This is a genomic window from Bradyrhizobium sp. (assembly GCF_049691595.1).
Classification (GTDB): domain Bacteria; phylum Pseudomonadota; class Alphaproteobacteria; order Rhizobiales; family Xanthobacteraceae; genus Bradyrhizobium.
Genome location: NZ_JBAVNZ010000115.1, coordinates 1 through 6,348 on the forward strand (window position 1 = coordinate 1; position 6,348 = coordinate 6,348).

6 protein-coding genes are annotated in these 6,348 nt (G+C 66.1%); all 6 read left to right on the forward strand.

All coding sequences use genetic code 11. The annotated features are described in order from the left end of the window. Nucleotides 1–1,700: DNA gyrase subunit B (locus tag WCE35_RS05280; protein WP_424592291.1), on the forward strand; the 1,700-nt coding region annotated here is incomplete at its 5' end. A 15-nt stretch (nucleotides 1,701–1,715) separates the two neighbouring features. Next, the gene (murA, locus tag WCE35_RS05285; protein WP_424592292.1) at nucleotides 1,716–3,014 is read left to right on the forward strand and encodes a UDP-N-acetylglucosamine 1-carboxyvinyltransferase; all 1,299 of its coding nucleotides are present in this window, start codon (nucleotides 1,716–1,718) and stop codon (nucleotides 3,012–3,014) included. A 63-nt stretch (nucleotides 3,015–3,077) separates the two neighbouring features. Further along, a complete protein-coding gene (locus WCE35_RS05290) occupies nucleotides 3,078–4,475 on the forward strand; it encodes an MATE family efflux transporter (RefSeq protein WP_424592293.1) in 1,398 nt (465 codons plus the stop codon). Nucleotides 4,476–4,479: 4 nt separating this feature from the next. Further along, nucleotides 4,480–4,959, forward strand: a complete 480-nt coding sequence (locus WCE35_RS05295) for a DUF2867 domain-containing protein (protein WP_424592294.1) — start codon at nucleotides 4,480–4,482, stop codon at nucleotides 4,957–4,959. A 76-nt stretch (nucleotides 4,960–5,035) separates the two neighbouring features. Beyond that, nucleotides 5,036–5,695 carry a 2-hydroxychromene-2-carboxylate isomerase gene (locus tag WCE35_RS05300; RefSeq protein WP_424592295.1) on the forward strand — a complete coding sequence of 220 codons (660 nt, stop codon included), beginning with the start codon at nucleotides 5,036–5,038 and terminating at the stop codon, nucleotides 5,693–5,695. A 59-nt stretch (nucleotides 5,696–5,754) separates the two neighbouring features. Beyond that, the coding region (locus WCE35_RS05305; protein WP_424592296.1) for an MmgE/PrpD family protein at nucleotides 5,755–6,348 on the forward strand (594 nt) is incomplete at its 3' end.

The following is a 6,348-nucleotide window of genomic DNA, read 5'->3' on the forward strand; positions in this document are numbered from 1 at the left end:
TCGACCGCAACAAGAAGGCGATGGTGCCCGCTCCGATCATCGTGCGCGCGGAGATGAACGGCATCGGCGTCGAGGCGGCGCTGTGGTGGAACGACAGCTACCACGAGAACGTGCTGTGCTTCACCAATAACATCCCGCAGCGCGACGGCGGCACCCATCTCGCGGGCTTCCGCGGCGCGCTGACCCGCCAGGTCAACGGCTATGCCGAAGCCAACGCCAAGAAGGAAAAGATCGCGCTGACCGGCGACGACTGCCGCGAAGGCCTGACCGCGGTGCTCTCGGTCAAGGTGTCGGATCCGAAGTTCTCGTCGCAGACCAAGGACAAGCTGGTGTCCTCGGAAGTGCGTCCCGTGGTCGAGAACGTGCTCAACGAGGCACTGGCGGCATGGTTCGAGGAGCATCCGGCCGAGGCCAAGGTGATCGTCGGCAAGGTGATCCAGGCCGCGGCGGCGCGCGAGGCCGCCCGCAAGGCGCGCGAGCTGACGCGGAAGCATCCGCTGAGCGTTTCCTCGCTGCCCGGCAAGCTCGCCGATTGCCAGGAACGCGATCCCGCCAAATCCGAGCTGTTCATCGTCGAGGGCGATTCCGCCGGCGGCAGTGCCAAGCAGGGCCGCAACCGCGAATTCCAGGCGGTGCTGCCGCTGCGCGGCAAGATCCTCAATGTCGAGCGCGTCCGCCCCGACAAGATGCTGTCCAGCGAGCAGATCGGCACGCTGATCACCGCGCTCGGCACCGGCATCAGCGACGATTTCTCTGCCGACAAGCTGCGCTACCACAAGATCATCGTGATGACCGACGCCGACGTCGACGGCGCCCATATCCGCACGCTGCTGTTGACGTTTTTCTACCGGCAGATGCGCGAGCTGATCGACCGCGGCCACCTCTATATCGCCCAGCCGCCGCTCTACAAGGTGACGCGCGGCAAGTCCGAGCAATATCTGAAGGACGAGCGCGCACTGGAAGATTATCTGATCCAGACCGGGCTCGACGACTGCGTCTTCAAGCTGGCGTCGGGCGAGGATCGCCGCGGCCGCGATCTGCAGACGCTGGTCGAGGACGCCCGCATCATCCGCGGCACGCTGCACAATCTGCACAGCCGCTATAACCGCAAGGTGATCGAGCAGGCCGCGATCGCCGGCGTGCTCAACCCGAAAATCACCAGCGACGTCACCACCGCCAATGCCGCCGCGGACTATATTGCCCGGCGGCTCGACGCGCTGGCGGATGAAGTCGAGCGCGGCTGGACCGGGCGCTTCACCGAAGGCGAGGGCTTTCTGTTCGAGCGCACCGTGCGCGGCGTCAAGGACGTCGCCATCATCGACGACGCCCTGCTCGGCTCCGTCGACGCGCGCAAGCTCGACGATTACGCGGCCAAGCTGCAGGAGGCCTATCCGAAGCCGGGCCTGTTGCGCCGCAAGGACACCGAAACCCCCATTCACGGCCCGGTCAGCCTGTTCGAAGCGGTGACCGACGCCGGCCGCGAGGGCGTCAAGATGCAGCGCTACAAAGGCCTCGGCGAGATGAACCCGGATCAGCTCTGGGAAACCACGCTCGATACCAATGCACGCTCGCTGTTGCAGGTGAAGATCAAGGAGGTCGACGAGGCCGACGACATCTTCACCAAGCTGATGGGCGACGTGGTCGAGCCGCGCCGCGAATTCATCCAGGACAACTCGCTCAGCGCCAATATCGACGTATAAGGCCAGGATCCGCCCGTGCCGCCTATTCAATACATCGTTGAAGGCGGACACCGACTGGCGGGAACGATCGAGCCGTCCGGCAACAAGAACGCCGCGTTGCCGATCATCGCGGCGGCCCTGCTGACGGAACATCCGGTAACGCTGGAAAACGTTCCGCGGATTCGCGACACCGAAACCCTGGTCGAACTGGTCCGCTCGGTCGGCGCCTCCGCCGAATGGCTCGAGCGCAACACGCTTCTGATCCACGCCAGGGAGATCCGCGCCGCCGATCTCGACCCGGAATTGTGCGCGCGGATCCGCGCCTCGATCCTGCTCGCAGGGCCGCTGTTGGCCCGCTGCGGCGAGGTCGCGCTGCCGCCGCCTGGCGGCGACGTGATCGGGCGGCGGCGTCTCGACACCCATTTCCTCGCCTTCGAGCAGCTCGGCGCCACCGTCACGGCGACCCACCGGCTCGAGTTCCGCAGCCCGCGCCTGAAGGGCGCCGATGTCTTCCTCGACGAGCCCAGCGTCACGGCCACGGAGAACGCGCTCATCGCCGCCGTCGGCGCCCACGGCACCACCCATTTGCGCAACGCCGCGTCCGAGCCGCATGTGCAGGATCTGGCGCATTTTCTGCTCGCGCTCGGCGCGAAAATCGAAGGCATCGGCACCAACACCATCATCGTGCACGGCCCCGCGACGCTGGGCGGCGCCCGCTATTCGATCGGCCCCGACCATATCGAGGTCGGCTCGCTGATCGGGCTCGCGGCGGTGACGCGCTCGCCGCTTCGCATCGCCCGCGCCGGCGTCGAGCATCTGCGCTCGATCCTGATGGGCTTCGCGCGGCTCGGCATCGTCTGCGGGATCGAGGGCGACGACCTCGTCGTGCCATCCGGCCAGACCATGAAGATCCAGGACGATTTCGGCGGCCATGTGCCGAAATTGGAAGACCAGCCCTGGCCCGCATTCCCCGCCGATTTGATGTCGATCGCGATCGTCACCGCGACCCAATGCGACGGCGTGATCCTGATGTTCGAGAAAATGTTCGAGTCGCGGATGTTCTTCGTCGACAAGCTGATCTCGATGGGCGCCCGCATCGTGCTGTGCGACCCGCATCGGGCGATCGTGGCAGGCCCGAGCCGGCTGCGCGGCGCGCCGATGACATCCCCCGACATCCGCGCCGGCATGGCGATGCTGCTGGCGGCGGTGTGCGCCGAAGGCACCTCCACCATCAACAATGCCGACCAGATCGAGCGCGGCTATGAGCGCCTCGAGGAACGGCTCAATGCGCTGGGCGCGAAGATCACCCGCATACCGGCGAGAAACGATCGGTAAACGATCGATAGGGCGAAGCGCCGCTGTCATCTTTTTGGCCCGTAGCGGGGCTAGTCTGGTTCAATGACCTCCCTTGATAAAATCGAACAAGCATCGACCACATCGCGGGCGGCCGCGGCTTGGCGCGGCAGCCGTCTCCCGGCCGAACTGGCCGAGACGCTCAAACTCGCGGTGCCGATCGCGCTGACCCAGCTCGGGCAGATCGCGATGATGACGACCGATCTCGCGTTCATCGGACGTCTCGGCGGCGAGGCGGTGGCAGCGGCGGCGCTGGCACATACGGTTTTCTTCGTCAGCTTCACCTTTGGAATGGGGCTGGTGTCCGCGGTGGCGCCGCTCGCGGCGCAGGCGTTCGGTGCGCGCAACCCGCATCGGGTGCGGCGCTCGCTTCGCGTCGGTCTCTGGGTCGCGCTGCTGGTCTCGCTGCCGATGATGGCGCTGCCGTTTCGCGGCGAGCCGATCCTGCTGGCGCTGGGGCAGGCGCCCGCGGCCGCGGCTCTCGCGCAGCAATATCTGTTCGGCCTGGCCTGGGGCATTCTGCCGGCACTGTGGTTTTTGGCGATCCGCGGCTTCATGAGCGCGGTCAACCGGCCGGAGCCGATCCTGTGGATCACCCTGGCGGCGATCCCGGCCAACGCGCTGCTGGTGTACCTGTTGCTGTATGGCGGGTTCGGCCTGCCGCGGCTCGGGCTGTTCGGCGCCGGGCTCGCTACCTCGATGGTCAATTTCGGGATGTTCCTGGCGGGTATCTGGTTGGCCGCCCGCCGGCCACCGTTCCGGAAATTTCAAGTCATCGGGCATGTCTGGCGGATCGACTGGGGCCTGATGCGGCAACTCGTCCTGATCGGCGCGCCGATCTCGATCGCCTTCCTGCTGGAATACGGCCTGTTCGGCGCCGCCGGGCTCTTGATGGGCCTGATCAGCACCACCGCGCTGGCGGCGCATCAGATCGCGCTGCAGATCGCGGCCATCTTGTTCATGGTGCCGTTCGGCATCGGAATGGCGGCGACCGTGCGGGTCGGTCACGCTGTCGGGCGCGGCGATGCGCCGGCGGTCCGGCGCGCCGGATATGTCGCGACCGGCCTCGGCATCGTCTTCATGTCGGCCATGACGCTCGCCGTGATGCTCGGGCGATTTGCGATCGCCAAAATTTTTCTCGGCGAAACCACCGATGCCACCGCCGAGCTCACCGCGACGCTGCTGGTGGTTGGTTCGACCTTCTTCGTCGCCGACGGCATCCAGACCATCGCCGCCGGCGCGCTTCGCGGCATGAGCGATACGCGGGTGCCGCTGTTGTTTGCTATCATCAGCTATTGGCTGATCGGTTTCACCTGCGCCTGCGCGCTCGGCTTCTGGACGGCGTGGGGCGCGGTGGGCGTCTGGATCGGGTTGTCCTGCGGGACCGCGGTCTATGCCGTTCTTCTCATCCTGCGTTTCCGGCTGCTGGTGAGCAGGCTTTGACCCGATGAAAGTCCGCGAAGTCACGCCTGAGGTCGACACCGATACGCTGCTGGCCGGCGCGCAGTTCACCGACGCCTACCACCTCGAAACCGATGACCGGACCCTCACTGCCCGGCGCGCCGCGGAACGCATGATCGGCCGGCCGCCGCGCTGGGTCGACGCGCTGTTGACCTTTCGCAATATCCTGGTGGCGCCGTTCGGTCTGAAAACATCGGGCGCGAGCCAAACCGAACCGCGGGACATGATCGGGATGTTTCCAGTCCTGAGCGAGACGCCGAACCGGCTGGTCGCGGGCTTCAACGACAAGCATCTGGATTTTCGCGTCGTGGTGGATGTCGCCACATCCGGCGCAAGCCAGGGCGTCACCGCGACCACGCTGGTGCTGACGCACAACCTGCTCGGCCGGAGCTATCTGGCGGTCATCCTGCCGCTCCACCGCCTGATCGTCCGCTCCATGCTGCGACGTGTCGCCGCCCGATCCTGACCCGTCCGCGACCCAATGGACGGGTTGCGGTACCCGTGCTTTGCTCCAGCAGAACATAGGAATGCGGGGGCGGCCCATGACATTATCGGTCGATCTGTTCTTTTCGTTTCGCAGCCCCTACAGCTATCTGGCGCTGCCGAAGACCATGAAGATGGTCGCCGACTATGATGTGACCGTGAACCTGCGTCCGGTCTATCCGCTCGCGGTCCGGGTGCCCGGTTTTTTCAAGCGCGCCAATCCGCAATTCGCGCGCTATGTGGTGCTGGATTCCAGCCGCGTCGCCAGCCGCGAGAACATTCCGTTCCGCTTTCCCCGACCCGACCCGATCGTTCAGGACATGGCGACGCTCGAGGTCGCCGAGCACCAGCCCTATATCCATCGCCTGACCCGGCTCGGCGCCGCGGCCCAGCTCGAGGGCCGCGCGCTGGCGTTCACCAACGCCATCAGCCGGGTGCTGTGGGACGGCACCGTTACGGGCTGGAACGAAGGCGATCATCTCGCCAGCGCCGCGACCGCCGCCGGTTTCGATCTGGCGGCGATGGATGCCGCCATTTCAGCCGATCCCGAGCGCTATGAACGGATCATCGCCGGCAATGAGCAGGCCCACACCGCGTCAGGGCATTGGGGCGTGCCGACCTTCGTGTTCGAAAACGAGCCGTTCTTCGGCCAGGACCGCATCGATCTCCTGATCTGGCGGATGGAAAGCAGGGGTCTGACCCGCCGTAACCTGAGTTGACGAGGCTACGCCTCCGCCGTACCAAAATAACGAGAGGCAAGAAAACCCGAGGCATCGCCATGGCCCATGAAACCGCAACGCTCGCAGGCTATGTCACCGATCTGAAATTCGAGGACATCCCGCCGCAGGTACTGGCGCGCGCCAAGGTGCTGACGCTCGATTTCCTGGGCAGCGCGATCCGGGCGCGCCGCGATGCGGAATCCACGCCCTCGCTGCTGAAAATGCTGGAAGCGCTGGCGCTCGACGGCGAGGGCCACGCCACCGTGTTCGGCGACAGCAAAACCTGGACGCCGGCGGTCGCAGCACTGCTCAACGGCGCGCTTGGCCACTCGCTGGATTTCGACGACACGCACGCGGATTCCTCGCTGCATCCGAGCGCGCCGGTGGTGCCGGCGGCGTTCGCGGTCGGCGAAATGGTCGGCGCCTCCGGCCGCGACGTGCTGACCGCGATCGTGGCGGGCTATGAGGTCTGCTGCCGGCTCGGCAACGCGCTCGATCCGACCTCGCATTATGCGCGCGGTTTTCATCCCACAGCCACGGCGGGAACCTATGGCGCGGCGGCTGCCGCGGCAAAGCTGTTTGGGCTGTCGAAAGATCAGATCATTGCGGCATTCGGCGTGTCCGGCAGCCAGGCCGCGGGATCACTGCAGTTC